Genomic DNA, 23156 nt, shown 5'->3' with positions numbered 1-23156 from the left:
GGTGAGAACCTCTATGCTTGTATACAGTTACGACTATTTATCCCGCTATTTATGGGTAGTAAAATCCCTATCGATTAAAGTTTTACTTTATTTAAAAGAGATTCAATAACTGCAATTGCTTCTTTTGAACCACCACATTCTAAAAAGCTATCATTAAGTTTTCTTATACCATGTTTATACTTTTCATTTGAAAGAACATCTGTTACGGACTCTTTTAAAGTGTGCACATTAACATGTTCTTTCAATAGTCTATGTGCCGCTTCAAGCTCAGTTAATCTTTGCGCTATCATTGGCTGGTCTTTATCATGCGGTATTATTACAAATGGGACATTATAATGAATGGCATCGTGTACGCTATTCATACCACCATGTGTAATAAAAACATCTGCTTCATTTAATATTTCTGATTGAGGTACGTATGGAGCAATTATAAAATTATCTGGTGCTTTCTTAATTTTAGAAATATCATTTCTATCACCAATTGCCATTACAACTATCCCATCAAAATCTGAAAAAGTATCAATACAAGTATTAAAGAATGGTTCGAGTCCTTCAAGCAGTGTTCCCATTGAAATATAAATAACTTTCTTTTCTTTAAGTGATTCCAATGGAAACTTTATATTTGTTTTACGCTTTGAAATACTCGGTCCAATAAAAATGTTATTTTCTTCGAATGATTCGCTATTAGGTTGGAAATAACGACTTGTGTATACGAGACAAACATCACCCTTATTATTCATAAATTGAAGATTATTGTTTGGTTTTACTCCAAATTCATGTTCCATCTGGTTTAATAATTTTTCAGAGATCTTCTCTGGTTGGAATGGTATATCTGCATTTGGATGAAAAGGTAATGTCTTCAAAAACTCTGAAGGAATTAAAAATATAGGTGAGGACACTACACCTGGAACTTTTAAATACTCCTTTACTAACTCTCCCGCACCAAATATATCATAAATTACGAAATCAAAATTTATGCTTTCACTTAATTGTTTCGTAATTTCTAATATATATAAAGAAGTTTGAACATGCACATGAAAGAAAGCATTTAACCCAGATGAGGTTTCAGCATCAATAGAAATCCCCTTTAATAGATCCGGATGAGTATGTACAGTAGCTCCTAAATCTTCAATTCTACCCTTAAAGTTTGCCGTTGTAATATAATGTACATTATCCCCTCGTTCAGTAAAGGCTTTTACTAAATTTAATGTAGGGTTTACATGTCCCTCTGCTGGAAAATTAACTACTAAAATATTTAGCACTTATTCCTCACTCCTTACATTTCACTATTTTAATTAAGCATACTGTTATTTGTACATGTAATCGTCCCCTAATAGTCCTAATGTGCTTGCAACATTATGTTGATAAATAATTTTCAGTCATCAACATAAAAAAAGGCATCTACCTATGTAGATGCCTAACCGTGATAAGGAGTGTTCTGTGAGGTTAGAACAAGCTTTTCTGCTTGTCTATGCTATCAATATATGATTTATTTTACAAAACGTGAATCGTTAATAGAATTATTTTAGCTCATTAAAATAAAAAAAGAGTTATTAATAAATATAATCTCAATTATTATTATGATGTAGCTACCTATGTTCCTCCAATATTTTAGAATAAACAGCTTCATATATACCTCATTTCTAATCTATTCCCAGATAAAAACGCCTCTAGTTCACATGAATGCTAGAGACGTTTCGTCCATTTTAATTCTCTTTAGAGTCATCTGTTTTTGGCGCTTCACCAGTTAATCGCTTATTTTTCAAATCAAAATAAGCATCTAAAACTTCTTTTCCAATATCGGAGTTAATGCCTGATTTATCATTTTTAACCCACGGTACTACAACAGAAAATGCTACTTCTGGATCATCATATGGCGCATATCCAGCTAATGTTAAATTATAACATTCTCTACGGTCGCCTTTCTCATTTCGCCCAATATCATTTTCTCCACCATATACAGTTTGTGCGGTCCCTGTTTTACCAGCTGGTTTATATGGTGCTTTTTGGAACGCTCTTACTCCCGTTCCATCTCCTTCTTGAAATACTTTTCTAAATCCTTCTTTTACTTGATTAATATATTCTTGTTTCATATCAATTCTATTTAAAACAACGGGTTCTATTGATTGTACTACTTTACCAACCTCATCTTTTTGAACGGTTTGTTCTCTAATCTCTTGAACAATTTGTGGTTTCATTCGATACCCTCCATTTGCGATAGTGGAAATATATTGTGCAAGCTGAAGTGGTGTATACGTATCATATTGTCCAATAGAATAATCTAATAAGAAACCAGGCTGATTATCTTTTCTTCCAATTTGTCCTGCAGTTTCATTTGGTAAATCAATACCAGTTTGTACGCCTAGTCCAAATTGCCTGAAATAATACCTCATTTTATCAAAATATTCTTGTTTAATATCTAGTGAACTATTTTTCACATAATCCACGCCAGCAATTTTTAATGCTATATTAAACATATAAACGTTTGAAGAAACTTGTAACGCTCTTAGATCGTCTATATCACCAAAATTTTTCCAAGACTTCTTCTCCTTAGTTCCTTTAAACTTCATAGGTGCATCATAAAAATGTGTTCCAGGAGTTATTGCATTTGTTTCAAACCCTGTTAACACCGTCGCACCTTTAACCGTTGATCCAAGCTCATAAGAACTAGTCAGCGTGCCTAAAGCATAATCTTCTACTTCCATTTTCCCGTCTTTTTCTACAAGCTTTTTCCCAGCCATTGATAATACTTGGCCATTTTTTGGATTCATCATCACTACGAAAGCACGGTCTAACATTGATTCTGATCCTTTATATTGTTTTAATATTTTTTCTATACTCTCCTCTACTTTTTTTTGCAATTCCATATCTATTGTTAAAGTTAAATTTTTACCGCTTTTCCCTTCAGTAACAGTTTCCGTTCTAATAGTATTTCCTTGTTTATCAGCAATGCTTCTTACTTCTTTTTTTGTACCATGAAGTACATCTTCGTATTGCTGTTCTATATAACTTTTGCCGACCCTATCATTTCGGCTATAATCACGCACTAAATAATAATCTAATCTTTCACGTGGCAATCCTTCATCAGCATTTGAAACGTTACCAAGGACAGAACGGAATAACCCATCATTTACATAGATTCTCTCCCAATCAACTGATGCATCTACCCCTGGAAGGTTCGCTAAATTTTCACTAATCACCGCATATTCCTGTTCACTAACGTTCTTTTTAATAATTTGAGGTGCCATTTGAAAACCTGAGTTCATTTTGCTTTTAATAGCTAACACTTCTATATCTTTAGCCGTTAATTCTTGAAGATTTTTATCTGTAACGCGCTTCCTTTTTAAATCTTCTATTTTTTTGTCTAGCTCTTTTCCGGTAATATCCTTATCTCGGAACTTATCTATTTCTTTTTTTGATACTAAGTCTTGAGTAAGTTCTGGATTTAATTGCATCCAAAAGTCTTTCTTATCAGTCTCCGTTAACTTATCTATATCTTCTTGTGGCATTTCAATAATATCTGCAAGTTGTCTTGCTGATTTTAATATTTCTTCTTGTTTTACACCTTTCACCTTTGTATATGTAATTGTACGTAAAGACTTATTATCAACTACTGGATTTCCTTCACGATCAAATATTTTCCCACGTGGTACAGAAAGACCCACGGTTGTATTTTCTCTCTTCTCTACTTCATTTTTATATGTTTCTCCATCAAAAATTTGTACTTTCCCTAACTGAATAATAATGCCAGAAAATAATAAAAATACACAAAGGAATAAAATATTTAACCGGAGAGGTACTACTCTCCCACTTTTCTTCTCTTGCTTTTTCACCTTGTCATAATCTCCTCCTTACAATATTCCAAATAATAATCACATTTCTATATTAAAAGTAATGTACAATTTCTATACATTGCTTTGTACAAATATTAATATAATGTTTAAAACTTAATAGAAATTAAAACAAAGGTAAAGAAAAGGTAAAGTTTACTAAATTAAATATAAAAAATACCCAATAACAAAAAGCTTAGTTTTCACTAATCGCTTTGTTATTGGGTATTAATTCATTTAAGAATTACTACTAGTGGGTATCGTTATACATTTGTCGTCACAATTAGAAAGAGATTGTTTACTTAGTACTTTCGGTAAGTGAATAGTTACTGTTGTCCCGACACCAACCTCGCTCATGATACTAATTGTCCCTTGATGACTTTCAATAATTTTATAACTTAACATTAATCCAATACCAGTCCCTTTTTCTTTCGTACTATAAAAAGGTTCACCTAATCTCTTAATTCTTTCTTCAGGTATTCCTATTCCTTCATCTATTACATGAATGATGACACCATCATCATTTATTTCTTTTATGTGAATTGAAATTTCCCCACCATTTGGCATAGCTTCGATTGAATTTTGCAAAATATTAATAAATACTTGTTTCAATTGATTTTCTGAGCATTCAATAATTATATCTTTGTCATCCGTAAATAGTTCAACTTGAATATTTGTCATAATTGCTTTTGTATTCATTAACGATACGACATTTTTAAAAATTTGATAAATATTTTTCTTTTCTGTATTTATCTCATCTGTTTTAGCAATTGATAGAAATTCTTGTAGGATTGCTTCTATCCTTTCAATTTCAGAAAGCATAAGATCAAAATATCTTTCTTGATCTTCTTTATTAATTTGGAATAACTGTATAAAACCTTTAATTACAGTTAAAGGATTTCTTACTTCATGAGCCACGCCAGCTGCTAATTGACCAATTGCTGCAAGTGTATCTGATTTGTTTAACAATTCTTCTGTCTTTTTTCGCTCTGTAATGTCGCGTACAATAATCATAATTTTATCATGTAATAATGGTAAGCACCTCGCTTCAAAGAAATCAATACTTCCATTAAGTGTGAGTGGATATTCTACAATTACATTCGTTCCTTTTTCCTTCACTTGATTAATGGCTTCCTGAAACTGCTGTGCTACTGAAGATGGTAATACTTCGTAAAACTTTTTTCCCATAAAAGCTTCTGCGGGTACGTAAAACTTTGTAGGAGATCCTGCCTTGTAATCTATGATTGTACCATCATCTTCTGTTAAGAAACATAAATCCGGTAAAGCTTTAAAAATTAATTCCAGTTCAGATGTTTGTTGTTTTAACTGCTCTTCTATCGCTTTTAAATGGGTAATATCTACACCAACAGCCCAATAACTATATCCTGTTACAGGAAACTGTTCTGATATATTCGACCACATTATTGTTTTGATTTCACCATTTTTACATGTTAAGTGCATTTCCCAATCTCTGAAATTTTTTCCACAAGTTAAAAATTTCTTTTGTATTTGATGGCGATAATTATGATTAGGATACAATAATTGCAGTGCATTGGGATTTCCAATTATTTCTTCAGCGGTATAACCGGTTACAATTTCACATTCTCGATTCCACAAAACAAAATCTCCATTATAATCAAGCGCATCGACCATAACAGGCATGTTTTGTAAAATCGTATGTAGTTCCTCCTCTTTCCGAGAAAGCAACGTTGTATTTTTACTTTGAAATATTTTTATTGCACCATCTAAAATTAAATTCGAGAGCATTTCAAAGTATTTTTGACAACTGAAAATTTCACTTTTTTTGGACCATACAACAAAAGATCCTAAATGTTGATTGTATAAGAAAATGGGGATTTCAATCTTTGGAAGTTTACTCTTTTTCATCTCATTCATTCCGAATGAAAAAACACACTCTTTTTCAGCATCAAGAAGTTGATGTGATATGTTAGTTAATTTATAAAATTGTTCTGCCATGGTTTCTATTGTACTCACATCAATAAGTTCCATTAGCCGCGAATTCATTCCTTTTTCACCTCAATATGTAAAATTAATACAAATGTAAAATTCATACTTCTCCATTATACGAAGAAAGCTAGTGTAGGTATATAGCTGTAGAATAATTATTCGAACAAATTTTATTTTTCAATTAAAATAAGAAAAGAATATATATACTGAATATACCTTTAATTAGTATATATTTCGTTGATTCCTCACTTATTGTCTAGGTAACTTGAATTCATCCTTATATTCACTGAATTTTCACTTGAGAGTCATACGTGTCACTAATAGCGGTATAAACATGCAATAAATATAAAGTTCATAAAATATTCACAATTTTTATGAAAAATATAAACATTTATTCCAATATATTCTATATAATAAAATGTAATAAGGCTTCTATGAATCTCATAGAATACCTTACCCCTAATAAAAAGAAAAAAGAATCCATTTGGATTCTTTTTTCTTTTTTAATTACATTACATATTTATATAAAGCATGTGCCACACCATGTTCTTCATTTGATAACGTTTCGTATTTGCACATTGCTTTTATTTCTTCAACTGCATTCCCCATTGCAATTGATATGTTTGCTTTTTCCATCATAGAAACATCGTTTAGCCCATCACCTATCGCTACAGTGTTTTCAACCGAAATATTAAGATGTTCTGCTAAAGTATATAATCCATTCCCTTTTTGAGCATCTCGATGATTAATCTCTAAATTGTGCCAATATGAAGATGTAATTGCTAAATCTGTATTATGAAGAAATGTTTCTTTTAGTTTTTTTAATTTCTCAATATCATAAGAAAATGGTAATAGTTTATGCACATATATATCTGTTTCTACAATTGGTTTACAACTTTCCGCACTATGAAACGCTGTATGCTCAAGATATAATGCTGCGATTGTTTCTAACTCTTTCAAGTCGAAATTTTCTTTTGAATTCTTCACATACTCAATTTCATTACGTACACTCTCTACTCCATAATCCGGCACATACACACCTTTATCAGTATAAAGCTGATAATATAAACCATTCTCTTCAAGATATTCTACAATTTCAAGTGCCTGCATATTTTGAATTGGATATCTCTTCATCATTTTTTTATCTTTATATATAAGGGCGCCATTTTCCGCAATGATTGGACACTCTAAATCAACTTCTAACAATAATCGCTCAATGTCAACAATAGAACGTCCTGTACAAATTGCTACAACATGACCAGCTTCTTGACATGTTCGAATTGCTTCTGCATTTTCTTTACTTATCATTTTATTCCCCGAAAGAAGAGTTCCATCTAAATCAATTGCGATTAATTTCATTATTTCTTCACCACTTTCTATAAATACACGAGTTTTAATTAATTATTAGGTATCGTTTTCATACAACCCTCGTGAGGTACTTCTTATTTATAATTTATGAAAAGCGTTTCAGGTCAAGAAATAATTAAAAATAAAATCCAAAGCTTTTCTTTTTAAAAAAGCTTCGGATTTTAAACTATGAATTATAACTAATGTATTTTGTCTCACACATGTACACATTTTTTTCTTCAGTTGGGATATATACTTTAAACTTTTCTAACCGTTTTCCATAGACATGAATCGTAATAACGCTTTCATTTTTGCTGATTTCAAGAATATGACAATCCGCTGGTGGAATTACTTTATCAGTTTCTCCTTCTCCCAAATAAAGATTTCCTGTATGTGTTAAATAAACAAGTGAATTTCCAAGTTGTTTCGTTTGTATAAAGTTCTGCACCATTATCCTTCCTGAAAATACGCCTTCTACTCCCCATGTGCCGTCATGATCATGTAAAGGTGTAGATTGTCCATCTTTCCATACGAGAGCTAGTACTTCAAAACGTTTGAGCGGATCTTCATACAATAAATGTCGTGCATATTGAGTCAAATTGGCCTTCTGTTTATCTAACGGAAGCCATGTTTTCTTTTCTAAAAGTTCTTCTAATAATTTTTCAATGCCACACACTATTTCTTCTTCAAATAAACTGTTTTCCATAAGATCTGTAACACCTTTAATAAACTTTTGAAATGATTTACTTCCATTACAAGTCAACATAAGAATCCTCCTCTACGCTTTATATAATTCCATATTAAGGTAATTTTCGAAAACTCACAATTGAGAAACAAAAAAACAAGATGCAAATGTATGCACCTTGTTATGATTTTTATTTGGCTTTCAATCGAATAGGTAAGTATTTTAATGTTTGTTCATTTTCTAATATACATGTTTCTAAACAGAAAGATGGAGATAGCTCTATTTTTTCAAAAGCATTTATAAAGGTAGTTAATGCAATCTCAGCTTCTAAACGTGCAAGTGGTGCTCCTAAGCAAAAGTGAGGACCTTTCCCAAAGGTTAAATGTTTTTCATTTCCTGTTCGATGTACATTAAATTGAGAGGCTTGTGAAAATTTTTTCTCATCTAAATTCGCTGCACTAACCCACGCAACAATCATCTGATCCTTTTTCATTAAAGGACCAAATATATTTGTATCCTCTGTAATCCTCCGGGCCAATGTAACAGGAAAGCGATAGCGTAATACTTCCTCAATCGCTTTTGAAATTAAGTTAGGTTCTTTTCTTAACTCTTCATAAATTCCAGGTGAATCTACTAAAAAGCAATAAAAGCTATTAATAATTAAATTTGTAGTGGTTTCATTCCCAGCCGCTAGTAAACCTAATGAAAAGGTTACAATTTCCTCATCGGTTAATCTTTCGCCTTCATATTCAGCTCGAATTAAATCAGATATGATATCATCGGTTAAATGATATCTCTTTTTCTGAACAATCGGTAGAAGGTATGCTTTGAATTCATTTAATGCTATCCCTTTCTCGGCATCCAGATCATTAAACTTTTCTTTACTATACGGCATAAATAAAATATCAGACCATTCTTTAATTTTTTTACGATCTGTTGTTGGGACTCCTAATAAATCAGAAATAACGGTAACAGGTAAAGGTGCAGCAAACTGTTCAACGATATTAACTTCACTACATTTTTCGATATGTTGTACAAGTTCATCTGCGATAGCCTGTATTCGAGGTTTCCACTGTCCTAAACTTCTTGGAGTAAATGCCTTAGAAACAATGGAACGTACATTGCGATGTTCTGGTGGATCTGTAGAGTTTATATTTATTCTAGTTTCTAAAGGAGGAATTGAGAATTGTCTGCGCTCCCTTCTACTTGAAAATAAGCGATAATCTGATAAAACACGATTTACATCATCGTATAAAAAAACATTCCATACATCCTGCTCTTCATCATAATGAACTGGGTGATTATCCCTCATCAAACGATACCATTCATATGGATTCCGTAACTCTTCTTTTGTTTTCAGCTTTGAAATTTCATGAACTAAAATAACATTTTCAGGTGAAGCCATAGTTCTTTCCTCCCTTTTCTTTTACAATAAAAGTGATAGGTCGGCAGTTCAAAGTTGTATAAACTATCATATGTTATTTTAACATATACAAAAGGAGAGTTTTCATTAGAGAACTTGAGAAATATATAAGGGGGAGTTTTATGTACGTTGACATTTTACTGCTAGCAGAATTAACGACAGGACCAAAACATGGATATGAAATCAAAAAAAATGTTCAAAATCGTTTAGGTGAGAATTTTGAGTTAAATCACAACATGCTTTACCCTGCCCTTCGGCGCTTTGAAAATATGGGTGCTATAACGAAAAAAATACATAAACAAGTCGGAAAACCAAACCGAAATATGTACGATATAACAGAAACAGGAGAAGAAATTTTTTCTGAAATGTTACGAGAGTTTCCTGAAAAACTTGCGACAAACAATACAGAATTTCTAGTTCGTATTGCGCTATTTGAAAAACTTGACTATGAGGATAGAAAAGAGATTTTGACTGTACGTCAAAACGTACTACATAATCAGCTTACTGCTATTCAGACTCTAGATGTCACCTCATCTTTTATTACTGAAGTCATTGAATTTAGTAAATCACGAATTGAACATGAATTGAGTTGGATTACATCACTTATGAAAAAAATATGAAAAAATAACAAGAAAAGTTAAAAACAATGAATGAAAATGATATTTATTATCAATACTATGATTAATAAAAGGGCAACCACGATTTGGCTACCCTTAAAGAAATTACACTTCTGGATCAAATGTTTTGCAATCTGTTTCTTCCGTTGTAGATGCATGTTTACCTTTATGACTTACTACGTAAATTGCCTCTGCACTACATTTATTACCGTTTGCCCAAAATTTACAGTTGTTTACTTCACATAAAACGTCTTGTGCCATAGTATCACACCTCCTTGTTCTATTATCATTAACAAAATTCGGAGGTATGATACTATTTGTCATTCATTTTTTATTCCCTTTTTAGCTTTCTTAATGGTTCAATATCTCCTCGGACAATAGCATCAATATTTTCAGTTATTTTTTCAATGTCAAAATGCCACCATTGAATTTGCAATAATTCTTGGATTATTTCATTTGAAAATCTCTCTTTTATTTTATTTGCAGGGTTTCCACCAACAATTGTATATGGTGCAACGTCTCTAGTCACAACAGATTTAGCTGCAATGATTGCACCATCCCCTATTTTTATTCCGGGCATAATTGTTGTATCCATACCAATCCAAACGTCATTTCCTATAACTGTATCACCTTTATAAGGTAAATCAGACAAACTAGGTGTATACTTCTCCCACCCATTTCCAAATATATTAAATGGATATGCTGAAAATCCATCCATTCGATGATTCGCTCCGTTCATAATAAAGTTAATTCCAGATGCAATACTACAAAATTTTCCAATTGTAAGGCAATCCCCTAGAAATTCATAATGATGTAATACTCGATCTTCAAATGTTTCTCCATCTTTCGTATCATAATAAGAATAGTCACCAACAAGTATATTAGGTTTTGTTATTGTATTTTTTATAAATTGAACGTTTTGATTCCCTTCAATAGGGTATTTAACATTTGGATTAGGATTCATTTTGTACAGCACTTCCTTTACCACTTATTTCACTTTCCACCACTATTACTGGCTTTAAATTGTATATAGGTAAAATAAACAATAATCCAATTATAAAAAGTAAAGCCGTCCCTTCATACATCATACTTAATGAAAACATCTCTTTTAAAGAACCGGCAATACTCATCGTTACCACCATTGAACCAGTAAAAAGCGGACTTAAAATACCATTTACACGACCTATAAAATCAGTATCGCTATTTTGAATAATAAGCGTATTAATACCAATTTGGATACAAGGAAGAGCTAAACCACTAAAAAGCTGCGCTGTAAGTGTCACCCATAAATTTGTAGAATATCCTATAATGCCAATACCAATTGCTTGACCAAGCATACCGATAATTAACATCTTTTGCGGAGCAACGTTTTTCGCAAATACCATCGCTAATGCTCCGCCAACAATCATTCCTGCACCATTTACTGTTAATAGCCACTGTAAACTCTCTTTTGATAACCCTAACTGCTCAGTCACAATAAATATACCTAATGGCTGAATTAATCCTATACCTAGTCCTGCAGCCATAAAACAAAGCCCTAGCAAAGTTAATGCTTTTTTCTTTTTGACATACTTAATACCATCCTTCATCTCCTGCAACAGAGTGATATCTTTCTTTTCTACGTCGTTTTCAAGATCTTTTGGAAGAAATAACAATACAACTGCCGCAAGTAAAAACGAGATACCTGTTATGATGATTGAAATATAAATTCCAAAACTATGAAAGATAAATGTCCCTAGGATTGGTCCTAATACCATAAATATTGCAAATATCGTTTGATATATAGACATTGCTAATTGAATTTGTTCCGTTGATAAATGTTGTTTAAACAACTTCATTCCAGATGGTTGTGAAAACTGTGAAAGGATTGCAGAGATGAGTGTCACAAAAAACACAATTTTCCACGTTCCAAACATAAGCGTAATTAATACAGCGAATACTGAAATGGAACTTAACGTTTCACACCATATCATTGTCTTCTTTGGCTTCCACCTATCAGCAAAAGTACCGCCAATAAATGAAAAAATAAAAATTGGAGCGAATTCAGCAACTGAAATCATCGAAATAGCAAAAGCATCACCTTTTGTCATTTCCATTACATATAGTAATACCGCAAAGTTTCGAACCCATATTCCTATTTGTAAAAATAATGCTGATGCTAAAATCCCTTGAACAAACCGATTTTTTAATACTTGTGATACCCCATTGTTTTGTTTCGTTACTACATTTGTCGACATAAAAAAGCCTCCTATTTCATGTTCTGAACAGGAGGCAGCACAAATCATATAAAAAGACTATATATTCGCAGAGCGAAATACATCCCTTTTCTATAAATGTACAGACTAACCCTATTCAGAAGAATATTTCGTTTTTTAACGAAGATCTCTTATAAATAGAATTAGTTGATCATCGGGATGTCTTCACCCTTCCGTTTCGAATTTAAATAATACATACATACTCTATGTAAATCATTTTCGATGTATGCATGTCTCCTTTTAACTATTCTAGAAAGTTAAAGGTAATTCCTCTAAAGAACGCATTAAATAGTTACCTTGCCATTTAATTTCTTCACGATTCCCTTTTATTTGTAGTTCAGGCATTCGATTAAACAAAGTAGTAATAGCAATCTTTGCTTCCAACCTAGCAAGTGGGGCACCTAAGCAGAAATGACTACCATGACCAAAGGCAATATGACGATTATTTTCCCGAGTAATCTCGAATACTTCTGGGTTTTCAAATACAGTTTCATCACGGTTTGCAGAAGCTAAGGCAATGACAACCATATCTCCTTTTTCGATTGTTCGGTCGTGAATTTGAAATGGCTCCGCTGCCCATCTTGAAGTTGTAACCTCAACTGGAGAATAATATCGTAATCCTTCCTCAATAGCAGCATCAATTAATTTTGGGTTTTCTTTTAATAACTGTAATTGATTTGGATTTTCAAGAAGTGCTAATACCGTATTTGTAATTAAATTCACTGTCGTCTCGTGTCCTGCTACAATTAATAGCATTATCATTGAATATAGTTCCCGAGCGCTAAGTTTATGCCCTTCACTCTCTGCAAGTATTAAAGCACTCACCAAGTCTTCTTTTGGCTCTTTTCTTTTAATATCAACTAAATAATGAAGATATGTAATAAACTCAGATAGTTGCTTTTCAGTTTCTCTTATTTCTTCTGGTGTTTCTGGGTAAGCAATGACAGCATGAGACCAAATTCTAAATTTCGCTTGATCTTCTTTTGGAATACCGAGCATTTCACTTATTACAATGATAGGTAAAGGGAACGAATAATCATCAACAAGATTTAATGAACCCTTTCGCTCGACTTCATTTAACAAACCATCTGCAATATCCTGTATTCTTCCTTCCAATTGCGTGATCATCTTCGGTGTAAAAGCTTTTTGTACGAGTGATCGTAGACGATTATGGTTAGGTGGATCTGAATTTAACATATGAGTAGTTAAATAATCACTATTGTCAACCGTAAGAAACACATTCAATGCATCTTGAGGAAATATATTGGCTGGATCTTTTTTTAAGCGACTGTCTTTTAAAAGCGGCAAGGCATCTTCATATCTTGTGACAAGCCATTCCGCTCCTAGTTCAGTTTTATTCACAAATAAGATAGGTTGCATTTTTCTAGATTCTTTATAAATTTCATACGCATCTTCTTTAAATTGAGCTGAAGCTAAATTAATGCCATCCTCTATTTTTAGTCCAACTTTGTTTTTCATTGACATTGTATTCCCTCACTCTCATTTGTTTTTGAAAACCAACCCAACATATGCATTATACTCTAATAAAAACGTGAAAATTGTAAATTTTTAATCAAAATCTTACTTCGTATATTGAAAAATAAAAAAGTGAGAGAGTAAAATCGTTTCACTCTCTCACTTCTCTTTATGCGAAGCACATAAAATTACTAATTTGTTGATAGCGATAACTTACTTTACGACGACGACCACCTTGCCACGTGTAACCTGACACTCCATTTCTTCTCACTTCAGTCGGGAAGAACCATAAATCCCTTCCGAAAGGACCAGGACGATGTAAGCGTAAATAGCCCCATCTTCCTAGACAGTTACACATCCATGATTTCATATTACCTGGTTGTGCTGGAGAAGCAAATGTAGACGGTAACGACGGCGCTTGTGACGGTGGTGGTGACGTTGGAGCATCTTCCGCATCATCTGGTCTGTAATCTTCTTGTTCAATATCTCTCACTTCATTTGTAGGTTCATACCCGTAGTTTTGTGTATTGTAATACATCGCTTGATCATATGGATAATTTTGTTGATTATACATATTAACAAATCACCTTCTTTTCATTCATTACCTTTACCATTCATATGTGATATGCCCTCGCTGGGAAGCTTATGTATAGCCCAAATTCAACTTAAAAAGCTCGTATTATTAAAAATACGAGCTTTTTAAGTTGAATGTGTTTATTATTTCCTTAACTTCACACTATAAAAACGCATTTCATCTAACGTACCTTCAAATTCAAATACTTCTTGTTTAATTAATTGTTTCAAGCGATATTCTAAGAAAGTATCTCCAACCAATTGTTCAACAAGACCAAGTGCTTCACCAATTACTCTAGGAGCTTTGAGGAACTCTCGATCAGCACCCACACTTTTCGCGCATTCAATTATAAATTGATCAAAATAATCTTCTTGTACAGAATGCACTTCATTTTCTTTCCACACTCTTAAACATTCTATGCTTTCCGATAATCTATCCCACTCATGTTCAAACTTCATTCGCTTCTCTTCAGTTAAATAAGGTAACTTTATAAAACTTTTTTGGAATAAAGCTAAACTTTCAGGTGGTAATTCTCCCGTTCCACGAATATCATACTCTTGTTTTAATATTTCTCTACTTGCTTCAGACGTATTAACAACTCGAATGTTTTTCTTATTCTTTAATTGTGCTATTACAAAACTTAGGCCTACATGTTCATGTGCATTATCAGCCTTCCAAATTGTAATAGGCGTTTCAACAGGAATAGTATGTAGTTCTTCTATAGTTGCTATAAATCTTGATAAATATTCTTCTACAAAATAACTATCATAAGCAGTTAAATTATTTATTAACCACTTCTGTCTTGCTAGTTGCCCCTCATTCGTATGCAACTTATATATCGGTCCAATTGAAAAGAATTCAGAAAAAGCAACAACACTCTCTTCATATAACTCTTCTTGGCTTAACATATATTTTAAGCAACCAGCCGTTGAATCATCAAAAGCAATATGTACGTGCGTACTTTCTATTACATTCCTTTTATAAGTAGGATTACTCGTTAATTGTTTCGGAATATCCATCAAATTTTTAATTGTATCTTCACTATAGTTTTCTTCTAATAAGTTTAACTGTATGAGAATACTTTGAAGTAAATCTTTAGCCTCATCTTCGTACATATCCCCTACAGCATTTTTAATTTTATCTATCACACAAATCCCTCTATTCATTTCAAAAATAACGTAGATTATAGTGTATCATTTTAGTATAGTTCTTTAAAGTCAAATTCACATTGCTACAGCAATCTGGATTTTCAACAAAAGCTCTCCTTATATTTTTGAATTGCTAAATATTTTTACTTTGAAAATCCTTGTATCTAAATGTATAATTATATAAAAACAAAAATATAGGAGCTATATTTATGGATAAAGTACTTACAAATTATAAACATTACTTAAAAAATTGGAGATTTATATTTATTTGCATACTACCTACTATTGCTTTATTCGTTACTTTCGATGTCATCTTTGAACTATTGTTTCATCAAAATTTCTACTTATCTAACTTAATTTCTGCTATCATATTATTTTTAATATTTATTAACGTTAAAGATAAATTTAAAATTAAAGGCTAAAGAACAATATTTCAAAATAGCCTTTTATTATTGCATCCTACTATAAAATAAGGCTCGTAGTAGATTTTTATAAAAAATAAGAGCACCCTGCAATTGGATGCTCTTATGTGATTAGAGGTTTTTTCTGAGTATTAAGTAGGACACAAAGATCTTGTCCTACTACATAATATATGCTTATACTTATTATTTCGTGCATGTATTAAGCACCATGTTCAGGTACTTAATATATGCATAGTCATTACTAAAAAATCTACTCAAATATTCACTGTACAATTTCATATTTATAAATTAAAAAACATCCTCAATGGATGTTTTTTATCTAACGATTTTAAGCTTCCATAAACTTAGCCGGTACACCAATTTTTTCAACTACAGAAGATATATTAGTAGGATTAATCATTACATTTTCAATACATACTAATTTATTTTCTAATATCCCATTCTCTGTAGTAATAAGTTCTTCAAACCGATCTAAAGTCATTGAGAATTTGTGTTCACTTCCACCATTCATACTAACTTTTACATACTTCATAGTGTCACCGCCTTTCATAATAATTTACATTTCGACAAGAAGGCGCTTACATCCTTTTATTTACTCTTAGATTTCTCACGTTTACATGTATTTTGAGAAAAGAAACTACTATTATTTACTCACAAAGTTATTGCTAATAAGAAAGATAAAGATAACAATGCACAAAGTGGAATATATAAACAGGTATCCATTCTAGCAAAGTGCGTATTTTTTTGTCGTTTAAAGATACCAAAATAATTAAACTCACCAATTACTCTAATAGAAAAGATGATCATACAAATCTAGGAACCGACTTGAATAATAAAATTAGGAACTGCAAAATGAACAATTTTTGCTTGTTGCAACAAAATTATTGCTATCATACTTAATAATAATGCAATGAACATTGTCATTCCGGCGCGAGGTGTAAACGCCTTTTCCCCTGATTTAGTTGGAATAACACTATTTGTCCCCCAATTACCTCCGAAAGCCCAATATACATGTAAAAAGCTAACTAAGAATAATATACAAGCAGATATATATGTAATGATAAGCATTTTATCCTCCCCTTATTTTAGTTCCTATCTATAAAATATGCTATTCCTCTCCGCAATAGCAACTTTCATTTCATTACATAAAAAAACCGTAATGATTTATCAATATTAAGATAAGTCATTACGGGGTTATTAAACTTCATTATGCATTATACCTATTTCTTCGGCGTTCCATCCTTGTTTGACCTTGAACTGCATTTTCTTTGTATGGATCTATTTGCTCTGTCATTTCATATGTTGCAACTGGTCCTTCGTACTTATGCTCATTTATCTTTTCTGGCATTTTACTTTTGGATTCTTTCCCACCAAACTTAAATAGTTTCATCTTTAATTTCGGTAATCTTGGAAGACGAATCTTAAATGATAATCTTTTGCGTTTCTTTTTTGGTCCAAGTAGATTTATATTTTCTTTATTATTATCTTTCTCTTTGCGGTGAATGAACATCGCAAGTAATCCTCCTATTACAAGTCCTCCAATTAATAGTAATATATATACATAATGGCTTGTCATTAAACTCGTTATGCGTTCAAGTATGACTAACGACTGTACTTCTTTTATATCCCATAGTAAAGCGGCCCATAATGAGAATAAGCCCAAAGTAAGTCCATATGTACGAAAACGGAATAAACATGGTATTAACGCGACACATGCTGCAATTTTCGCATTTGCTATGATTGAGCTTGTTGAAATATCCTGATGCCAAATAACTAAAAGTAATGTTATAAATGGCGCATACGCTATCCAGCTACATATACGTGAATACATCTTTTTAGCAAAATAACTACCGAAACTAGTAAAAAATAAAAGTCCTCCAATATATATAGATTGTTCTAGAGGGATTTGCTTTATAAGTCCTGCAATTGGAAAGAGGACGCTCAATAGCATTAAGAGCACATCTAATTTCTTCACAATTCCCCATTCCTTTCAAATTTTTTCAATTAATAAAAATCGTTTTTCCATATGATATAGTTTTTGTATTTCTAAAAAACATATTAATCCTGTCTGCACATAAAGTAAATATGTAAACGAAAAGATACTTGACAAAGGATATCCTTATTTACATAAAAAAATGACAAATCCTAATCGATATAACGAGCAGGATTTGTTTACTAGTATTTAAAGTAGTGTAATTGAATCTTACTTTTCTACTTTTACTACATCTACATCCAATTCATCATCAAATTCTTTGAACTCTCTTGCGTCTATGTCAGTAATATAACTCTTTATTACCTTTTCCATATGCATGGAATATGTCATGTGTACATTCTTTTTCGAAATCATACTAGAATTACAGCACATGTAATGTATCATTTTAGCGATATAATCCCTTTCTACAGGTTTTACACCTAATGGTAGAATTTCAAGTATATATCGATGAAAAGTCCCACTACAATTAAGTGAATATTCACCAGTGCTATAATACATCCCTTTTTGATCTGCATATAAGCCAATGCTATCTAGAGCATCATCGCGTACTATTACACCGTAACTTGGTACATCAAAACCTGTATTTATTCTAATAATATTTAAATTTGGAACCTTTAACACCTCTGGAACAATATCAGGTAAAATATCTGTATTAATTTCTTTATTTTGTAACTCTTTTATCCAATATTTTCTCAAATTTGCATCTACAATGAAGTAAACTTGTTCATTTTGTTCTTTTGCATATTGTACAATTTCCATTAATGTTTCGAAAACATATTGTTTAAAAAGAGCCCCCATATCATTTCTCTTTGATGGTTGTGGTAAAAATGCATTATGTTTATTTATATTTAATATTACGTAATCAATCGTTTGCCACTCTGTATTCCCATATAATTTATATAAAATTTCTTTTCCTTTTATTTTTGAAAAAATAGGTAAGAAATCAAATTTCGATATTCGTTCAATTGATAAACTAACATATGTACAAGGTAAATTTATCTTATTCCAACTACGCTTCAAAAATCCTTTTTGTTCTAATAGACTAAAAATACTATTTACAATTGTTTTACGAGATACACTTTGGCCTATAAATAAATTAATAAATGTTGAAATACGGTTTGTTCGTGCAAATCCCTCTCTAATGATTTGTTTTGGATCAATTTTTTCGCGTCCATCACAATTTTTCATTGCGATTAATGCTAATGTCGCATCACTGCGCTTACCCGCGGTAGCATAGACAGCTTTCTTAACATCATCTACAAGATTTGTTTTATATTTTTGGCAATATTGCATTTTATATGGATTTTGTAACACCTTTTCAATATTATATCTCACAATCTTTAATAACACTGGAAAATCTGTATTCAATACATAAGAATTTTCACCAACTTTAGTCAAAACAATTTCACTCTCAAGTAATGCTTGTTCTATTTCCAGCGCTATATTTTCAGACCAAACTTCTAATGTTAATGTCTCTAATCCTTTTGGTGCAAATAAAGGAAATAATTCATTTTTGTTATTTGTTGCTATCTTTTTACATTCTGGAAGTATTGTGAAATAAGAGAATTTACGCTGAAATTCTTTAAATAAATACTCTCTTTCCTTTACCTTTATACCCGGTTCTATTTTAGTACCTTGAACTTTATAAATTCTCTCATTGTATGGAAATAACACCCTTTTATTTTCTCCTACAATATAATCTTTCGGATATTGGAGAATATGGTCTAAATCCACCTCTCCCCCTATTTGAAAATCATCTTTTAAATTTCTAAATATCTTAATCCATTTCATACCGGTTGTAGCTTGTTGTATTTTTAGCTTTACAAACCGGATTTTTTTATTATTTGACGCAAACTCTGAGGTAGAAATCAATATCATGCCTCGTTTCCGTCTTAAAAGTAAAGGAATATCTGGATGATTATATTCTTGATAAAATCTCCGGATCCCTATTGAAATATTTAATAATGGAGCGTTCTCACCACCGCGGGTTATGCATTCGAATCGATATACATAGGAGAAAAAATCTTCTGTTTTTTCATCTTTTATCGGTCCTGACATCGCCTCACAAATATTTTGTGATCTAAGAGGAGAAAAATAGATTTCTTCTTCATTTGTATTTTCTAAATATATAGGGCGCTCACAAAAAATATGTGAGATTAAAGCGGGCACCCACTTAGAATACGTTTCATTATCATGTAGTACTGGCAAATTAGAAATCAAATCGGATTGCCATTCATATTTTGGTGGCTCTACTAATCTATTTGGCTTCCAATCATGAATAATCTCATACCAACTTTGAAAAATATAATCGAGCTGCTCTTGTTTAATAGGTTCTTTCGATACAATCCATGGTGTATTTTCATTTAATACGTACGGATTATGCTGAATAAACAATATATCGGAAAACATATCATACAATCTTTCATTTAAACGTTTCAACTTACTCGTTAATAAAAACGTCTTATAATGTATCTCTACGATGTCAAGCCATTCAATAGGAAAGTATATAAATGATACCTCTTCATTTAAAAGGGGTTCTACTATATTTTCAAATGTTAACAGCCTTAATTTTTTCATAAAATGATTCCTTCCTTTCTGTAGTTGTCTTGATTATCAAAATGCTAGAACAATAGTTACTTAATCTAATCCATTCAAACCAAGTATTTAAAAGAAAAGTAAAAACTGTTTATATAAATAAAATTTTATCAAAACAACTCTTTTAAAAATTTAAAGTAATTATCATTTACAACACCTCTGTATATTTATATTTCAATACATTTAAATTATACATTTTATGTGATGTATTGTACTTATCATTTACAATAACTTTACAGAAAAACAAAAAAGAACACCTTAAATCGGTGCCCTTTTTACAAATATTAACCTTTATGTAATTGAACATATAGATAACATGAATCCTCCAAATGAAATTGCTCCTAGTAAACCTACTACAAATCCTGTTAAACAAATACAATCAGCAAGACAAATAGAAGACTGCGATAATGGAACAAATGACCTACTTGTACTCGACCCATATTGTTTTATTTTCTCATAATTCATATCTAACATTAAATGTAGACATGTTACACCATCCTCAATAGTATGTAGAGATTCTTTTTCTAACCGCTCCAATAATTTACTATCAAAAGCAACTGCTAGAGGGTACTGCTTATCTAATTTCATATTTTGATAAATTAGTTGCAAACGAGATAATATATTGTTTTTCTTCTTTTCAGATGTTACTGTACATTTCATATTATTAAATTCATTTAATAATAGTGTCAATTCATCTCTTTTTCCGTATAAATCTTTAGCTATTTTTCTCTTTAGTTTATACGAATGGATAATAGATTTTAGTTCAATCATATTCATACACTTCCTAATTACATATTATTTACCCAATTATTTTATAGATAAACAGTACTTTTTAATCTTATTTAAATTACACTCAAGCATCTTCATTTACTATCGATTAACATTACATTAACCTTACAAAGTTGTAATAAATTCATTAGCTAGAAGAAATCAATCGCTAATCTAGACAGATATTTGATAGTAAAACCATAAAAAAAGCAATGATTAGATTTTAAATCTAGTCATTGCTTTATCCATCACATCTTGATTACACCTATATATCTTATTGTTACTCTTTCACTTGAATGATTGAATATATCCATTAATAATGGCTATATTCTTTGTTGGCACGTACATATATAAAACTAATGTTTTTTAATTGATAAAGTGAAACTTTAATTAGTCCTCACCAATCGGGCTTTTACGGACAGCCCGATTGGTGGGATAAATAAAAATTAAAAAATATAAATTCTAGTTTCATATCTTTATACTTACTAAGTTCAATTAATTTCTCAATAATTATGGTGCCATTTCCTATATATTTCCGTCTGCCGCTTAGATTTTTCTGTACTATAAATGCCAACACCTCCTAGTAACCGGTTTCTATGATGGTTAAGAAATTTCTACAAAAAAAAGCCCTGATTAGGGCTTTTTTTTCTATTTCTCCAGCAAAGCTCTCTATGAAATTGCTAATCAAAAAAGACACACTTAGATTGATGCGTCTTTTTGTGATGCCTCTTTTGTGAAATCATATAAAGCAATTGCGCCTAAAAGGACAAGTATACCTTGAGGAACATCTAGCAAAATAGTTTTCCAAATTTCTGGAATTACCCATTTGATATCTGCTGCTGTTTCAAGATATGTTTGGAAATAGCTTATTGTAAAATTAATTATCCCTAAAAACACAAACAAAGATAAACCAAATCGAATTAATTTCTTATTTGTAAACATATAACACCTCTCAAAATTCATTGGATATTCCTGCTTTTGCTTCTTTATATTTCCATATCCCTATATTTAATTTTAACACATAAAGAACTCAAAAAGATACAATATGCATATTTGCATATTGTATGAACAGCATTCCATGATGATTTAGAAATTCCCGTAAAGAAAAAGTAAATCCGTTACAATTAACAGAGCCGGTTTCTTTTCTTATTTAACTTCATACCACCAATCTTTACGTTCTTTGATTGTAAAATAAGTGTGACAGAATTTTATCCAGTTAATTCGTAGACAATTAAATGAGCTAACTTATCGATATTCTATTTCGCCATATCCGTAGCACTAATGACTTTACGCAAATTTAACAAGAAAAAATATATAGATAGGTATGATCCATACCTATCTATAACATTACTTCTATTCTTTATCCAATTACGTCTTTTACGTCTGTATCCACTGGCCACTTTTCTAATGTATAAGCCATTTCCCAAAATGAATATTCATATTGACTGCTAATAATAAAATGCTGTTTCATACGCTTACGGTCTGCCTCTGTTACTTTTTCAGCGATAGTATCTAAACGTGTAATTTGTTCTTCAACTAGCGTACGGAACCAATCAGATCCATAAGCAGAAATCCATTCGTTATAAATTGGCTCTTCCGGCTGACACTCTTTTAAGCGTTCGCCAATTTCATAATACAACCAATAACAAGGTAAAATTGCTGCAATGATATCTCCTAAATGTCCTTCATAGGCAGCACGATACATATGTGAAGTATACGCATATGCAGTTGGCGCAGGAATAAAATTATCTTTTTCTTCTTTTGTTATCCCTAGCTTTTTAGCAAAATTCTCATGTAAAGATAACTCGGCCTCATATGTATTTTGAGCATGGTGTGCCATACGAGCTGTCGTCTCTAATTCAAGAGCTTTTGCAGCTCCTAAAGTTTGCACTCTAGCAAAATGACTCAAATAATATGAATCTTGAAGCACATAATAGCGAAAACTAGCTAAATCTAACGTTCCTTCACCAAGTTTTTTTACAAAGGGATGGTTAAAACTCGCTTCCCAAATTGAATCTACTTCTTTACGTAATGATTGTGAAAAAGTCATTTAAA

General features: G+C 31.5%; 20 protein-coding genes and 2 pseudogenes. 2 read left to right on the top strand and 20 right to left on the bottom strand.

Annotated elements, in window-relative coordinates; all coding sequences use genetic code 11:
* Nucleotides 1-74 precede the first annotated feature (74 nt).
* The 6 genes from ACTFRH_RS09305 to ACTFRH_RS09280 all read right to left on the bottom strand — a co-directional run bounded on the left by ACTFRH_RS09305 (nt 75) and on the right by ACTFRH_RS09280 (nt 9235).
* The gene (locus ACTFRH_RS09305) at nt 75-1262 is read right to left on the bottom strand and encodes a macrolide family glycosyltransferase (RefSeq protein ID WP_000932163.1); all 1188 of its coding nucleotides are present in this window, start codon (nt 1260-1262) and stop codon (nt 75-77) included.
* A 444-nt stretch (nt 1263-1706) separates the two neighbouring features.
* Entirely contained in the window at nt 1707-3833 is a 2127-nt protein-coding gene (locus ACTFRH_RS09300; protein ID WP_000743782.1) for a peptidoglycan D,D-transpeptidase FtsI family protein, read from the bottom strand.
* 234 nt (nt 3834-4067) lie between these two features.
* On the bottom strand, nt 4068-5855 hold the full coding sequence (locus ACTFRH_RS09295) for an ATP-binding protein (RefSeq protein ID WP_001088564.1): 1788 nt from the start codon (nt 5853-5855) through the stop codon (nt 4068-4070).
* A 450-nt stretch (nt 5856-6305) separates the two neighbouring features.
* Nucleotides 6306-7157 (bottom strand): Cof-type HAD-IIB family hydrolase, encoded by an 852-nt coding sequence (locus ACTFRH_RS09290; protein WP_000766388.1) that lies wholly within the window; start codon nt 7155-7157, stop codon nt 6306-6308.
* A 175-nt stretch (nt 7158-7332) separates the two neighbouring features.
* A complete protein-coding gene (locus ACTFRH_RS09285) occupies nt 7333-7911 on the bottom strand; it encodes a cysteine dioxygenase family protein (RefSeq protein ID WP_000954441.1) in 579 nt (192 codons plus the stop codon).
* A 109-nt stretch (nt 7912-8020) separates the two neighbouring features.
* Entirely contained in the window at nt 8021-9235 is a 1215-nt protein-coding gene (locus ACTFRH_RS09280) for a cytochrome P450 (RefSeq protein ID WP_000157989.1), read from the bottom strand.
* Nucleotides 9236-9375: 140 nt separating this feature from the next.
* On the opposite strand from ACTFRH_RS09280, the gene ACTFRH_RS09275 reads away from it, so the two are divergent.
* Nucleotides 9376-9873 carry a PadR family transcriptional regulator gene (locus ACTFRH_RS09275; protein WP_000289125.1) on the top strand — a complete coding sequence of 166 codons (498 nt, stop codon included), beginning with the start codon at nt 9376-9378 and terminating at the stop codon, nt 9871-9873.
* 102 nt (nt 9874-9975) lie between these two features.
* On the opposite strand, the gene ACTFRH_RS09270 is transcribed toward ACTFRH_RS09275, so the two are convergent.
* From ACTFRH_RS09270 to ACTFRH_RS09245, 6 genes are all read right to left on the bottom strand, one after another.
* Nucleotides 9976-10131 (bottom strand): DUF1540 domain-containing protein, encoded by a 156-nt coding sequence (locus ACTFRH_RS09270; RefSeq protein WP_000046095.1) that lies wholly within the window; start codon nt 10129-10131, stop codon nt 9976-9978.
* Between the two features lie 70 nt (nt 10132-10201).
* Nucleotides 10202-10834 carry a Vat family streptogramin A O-acetyltransferase gene (locus tag ACTFRH_RS09265; RefSeq protein ID WP_001069256.1) on the bottom strand — a complete coding sequence of 211 codons (633 nt, stop codon included), beginning with the start codon at nt 10832-10834 and terminating at the stop codon, nt 10202-10204.
* Nucleotides 10824-12107, bottom strand: a complete 1284-nt coding sequence (locus ACTFRH_RS09260; RefSeq protein WP_000106397.1) for an MFS transporter — start codon at nt 12105-12107, stop codon at nt 10824-10826. Before ACTFRH_RS09260 ends, ACTFRH_RS09265 begins: the two co-directional genes overlap by 11 nt.
* Before the next feature lie 267 nt (nt 12108-12374).
* Entirely contained in the window at nt 12375-13610 is a 1236-nt protein-coding gene (cypA, locus tag ACTFRH_RS09255; RefSeq protein WP_000062091.1) for a cytochrome P450, read from the bottom strand.
* A gap of 160 nt (nt 13611-13770) precedes the next feature.
* Complete coding sequence (locus ACTFRH_RS09250; RefSeq protein WP_000282694.1) at nt 13771-14175, bottom strand: hypothetical protein; 405 nt, start codon at nt 14173-14175, stop codon at nt 13771-13773.
* A gap of 143 nt (nt 14176-14318) precedes the next feature.
* The gene (locus tag ACTFRH_RS09245) at nt 14319-15323 is read right to left on the bottom strand and encodes a DUF1835 domain-containing protein (protein ID WP_000565703.1); all 1005 of its coding nucleotides are present in this window, start codon (nt 15321-15323) and stop codon (nt 14319-14321) included.
* Between the two features lie 209 nt (nt 15324-15532).
* On the opposite strand from ACTFRH_RS09245, the gene ACTFRH_RS09240 reads away from it, so the two are divergent.
* Complete coding sequence (locus ACTFRH_RS09240; RefSeq protein ID WP_000362072.1) at nt 15533-15745, top strand: hypothetical protein; 213 nt, start codon at nt 15533-15535, stop codon at nt 15743-15745.
* A 328-nt stretch (nt 15746-16073) separates the two neighbouring features.
* Here ACTFRH_RS09240 and ACTFRH_RS09235 read toward each other — a convergent pair whose 3' ends face one another.
* The 8 genes and pseudogenes from ACTFRH_RS09235 to tenA all read right to left on the bottom strand — a co-directional run bounded on the left by ACTFRH_RS09235 (nt 16074) and on the right by tenA (nt 23151).
* A complete protein-coding gene (locus tag ACTFRH_RS09235) occupies nt 16074-16277 on the bottom strand; it encodes a hypothetical protein (RefSeq protein WP_000878369.1) in 204 nt (67 codons plus the stop codon).
* 119 nt (nt 16278-16396) lie between these two features.
* Nucleotides 16397-16813: pseudogene (locus ACTFRH_RS09230) on the bottom strand (DUF3995 domain-containing protein).
* A 139-nt stretch (nt 16814-16952) separates the two neighbouring features.
* On the bottom strand, nt 16953-17720 hold the full coding sequence (locus ACTFRH_RS09225) for a DUF3959 family protein (RefSeq protein ID WP_000732212.1): 768 nt from the start codon (nt 17718-17720) through the stop codon (nt 16953-16955).
* Nucleotides 17721-17948: 228 nt separating this feature from the next.
* Nucleotides 17949-20315 (bottom strand): RNaseH domain-containing protein, encoded by a 2367-nt coding sequence (locus ACTFRH_RS09220; protein ID WP_000736189.1) that lies wholly within the window; start codon nt 20313-20315, stop codon nt 17949-17951.
* 309 nt (nt 20316-20624) lie between these two features.
* Nucleotides 20625-21110 (bottom strand): hypothetical protein, encoded by a 486-nt coding sequence (locus ACTFRH_RS09215; protein ID WP_002164034.1) that lies wholly within the window; start codon nt 21108-21110, stop codon nt 20625-20627.
* Between the two features lie 207 nt (nt 21111-21317).
* Nucleotides 21318-21449 (bottom strand): annotated as a pseudogene (locus ACTFRH_RS09210) (site-specific integrase); the annotation flags it as partial.
* 351 nt (nt 21450-21800) lie between these two features.
* Nucleotides 21801-22064 carry a DUF3937 domain-containing protein gene (locus ACTFRH_RS09205; RefSeq protein WP_002082716.1) on the bottom strand — a complete coding sequence of 88 codons (264 nt, stop codon included), beginning with the start codon at nt 22062-22064 and terminating at the stop codon, nt 21801-21803.
* Between the two features lie 397 nt (nt 22065-22461).
* A complete protein-coding gene (gene tenA / locus ACTFRH_RS09200; RefSeq protein ID WP_000144509.1) occupies nt 22462-23151 on the bottom strand; it encodes a thiaminase II in 690 nt (229 codons plus the stop codon).
* Nucleotides 23152-23156 lie beyond the last annotated feature (5 nt).

This window comes from Bacillus cereus group sp. MYBK216-1, assembly GCF_051916495.1.
Lineage (GTDB): Bacteria > Bacillota > Bacilli > Bacillales > Bacillaceae_G > Bacillus_A > Bacillus_A thuringiensis_K.
This window is presented reverse-complemented; position numbering and strand designations above follow the sequence as displayed.

Excerpts from the sequence above, each read along its gene's own strand:
- ACTFRH_RS09290 (WP_000766388.1), bottom strand. The coding sequence starts at position 7,157 with ATGAAATTAATCGCAATTGATTTAGATGGAACTCTTCTTTCGGGGAAT.
- ACTFRH_RS09205 (WP_002082716.1), bottom strand. The coding sequence starts at position 22,064 with ATGAATTTTGAGAGGTGTTATATGTTTACAAATAAGAAATTAATTCGA.
- ACTFRH_RS09215 (WP_002164034.1), bottom strand. The coding sequence starts at position 21,110 with ATGAATATGATTGAACTAAAATCTATTATCCATTCGTATAAACTAAAG.
- tenA (WP_000144509.1), bottom strand. The coding sequence starts at position 23,151 with ATGACTTTTTCACAATCATTACGTAAAGAAGTAGATTCAATTTGGGAA.
- ACTFRH_RS09240 (WP_000362072.1), top strand. The coding sequence starts at position 15,533 with ATGGATAAAGTACTTACAAATTATAAACATTACTTAAAAAATTGGAGA.
- ACTFRH_RS09285 (WP_000954441.1), bottom strand. The coding sequence starts at position 7,911 with ATGTTGACTTGTAATGGAAGTAAATCATTTCAAAAGTTTATTAAAGGT.
- ACTFRH_RS09270 (WP_000046095.1), bottom strand. The coding sequence starts at position 10,131 with ATGGCACAAGACGTTTTATGTGAAGTAAACAACTGTAAATTTTGGGCA.
- ACTFRH_RS09295 (WP_001088564.1), bottom strand. The coding sequence starts at position 5,855 with ATGAATTCGCGGCTAATGGAACTTATTGATGTGAGTACAATAGAAACC.
- ACTFRH_RS09235 (WP_000878369.1), bottom strand. The coding sequence starts at position 16,277 with ATGAAGTATGTAAAAGTTAGTATGAATGGTGGAAGTGAACACAAATTC.
- ACTFRH_RS09260 (WP_000106397.1), bottom strand. The coding sequence starts at position 12,107 with ATGTCGACAAATGTAGTAACGAAACAAAACAATGGGGTATCACAAGTA.
- cypA (WP_000062091.1), bottom strand. The coding sequence starts at position 13,610 with ATGTCAATGAAAAACAAAGTTGGACTAAAAATAGAGGATGGCATTAAT.
- ACTFRH_RS09280 (WP_000157989.1), bottom strand. The coding sequence starts at position 9,235 with ATGGCTTCACCTGAAAATGTTATTTTAGTTCATGAAATTTCAAAGCTG.
- ACTFRH_RS09275 (WP_000289125.1), top strand. The coding sequence starts at position 9,376 with ATGTACGTTGACATTTTACTGCTAGCAGAATTAACGACAGGACCAAAA.
- ACTFRH_RS09250 (WP_000282694.1), bottom strand. The coding sequence starts at position 14,175 with ATGTATAATCAACAAAATTATCCATATGATCAAGCGATGTATTACAAT.
- ACTFRH_RS09220 (WP_000736189.1), bottom strand. The coding sequence starts at position 20,315 with ATGAAAAAATTAAGGCTGTTAACATTTGAAAATATAGTAGAACCCCTT.
- ACTFRH_RS09265 (WP_001069256.1), bottom strand. The coding sequence starts at position 10,834 with ATGAATCCTAATCCAAATGTTAAATACCCTATTGAAGGGAATCAAAAC.